The sequence below is a fragment of the Mesorhizobium sp. M8A.F.Ca.ET.207.01.1.1 genome (genome assembly GCF_004794715.1).
In the GTDB taxonomy this organism is placed as follows: domain Bacteria; phylum Pseudomonadota; class Alphaproteobacteria; order Rhizobiales; family Rhizobiaceae; genus Mesorhizobium.
Genome location: NZ_SRUS01000228.1, coordinates 1 through 365 on the forward strand (window position 1 = coordinate 1; position 365 = coordinate 365).

Consider the following 365-nt stretch of genomic DNA (forward strand, 5'->3'; position numbering starts at 1 on the left):
CTGCGCAGCAGCCGCGACCCCGGCCTGACCCTGTCCAACGGTGCGGTGGTATCGGGCGGCAATGGCATCGCCCTGGCGTTGGATGCGGCAGTGGCCGGGCGCTTCGATGTGGCACTGGACGGTGGCTCGCAGCTGGTGGGCGACATCGTCATCACGCCGGAGGACGAGGATGCGGGGCTGGTTCCGCTGTCCGACGTGCATGTGCGCCTGGCCGATGGCGCGCTCTGGTGGGGTTCGTCGGATCTTGTGCAGACGATGGCCATCGAGAGCGGCAGCCAGTGGACGTTGACCGGTGACGCCACGGTGGGCGGGCTGCAGGTGCTCAACAGCGGCGTGGCCCTGTCCGATGGCAGTGGTCGCTTCAG

Annotated in this window: 1 protein-coding gene; it reads left to right on the top strand. The window is 69.0% G+C overall.

Features of this window, described 5'->3' with window-relative positions; translation table 11 throughout:
- A partial coding sequence (locus tag EN850_RS34300; protein ID WP_210238036.1) for a hypothetical protein occupies positions 1-365 on the top strand: 365 nt, incomplete at both ends.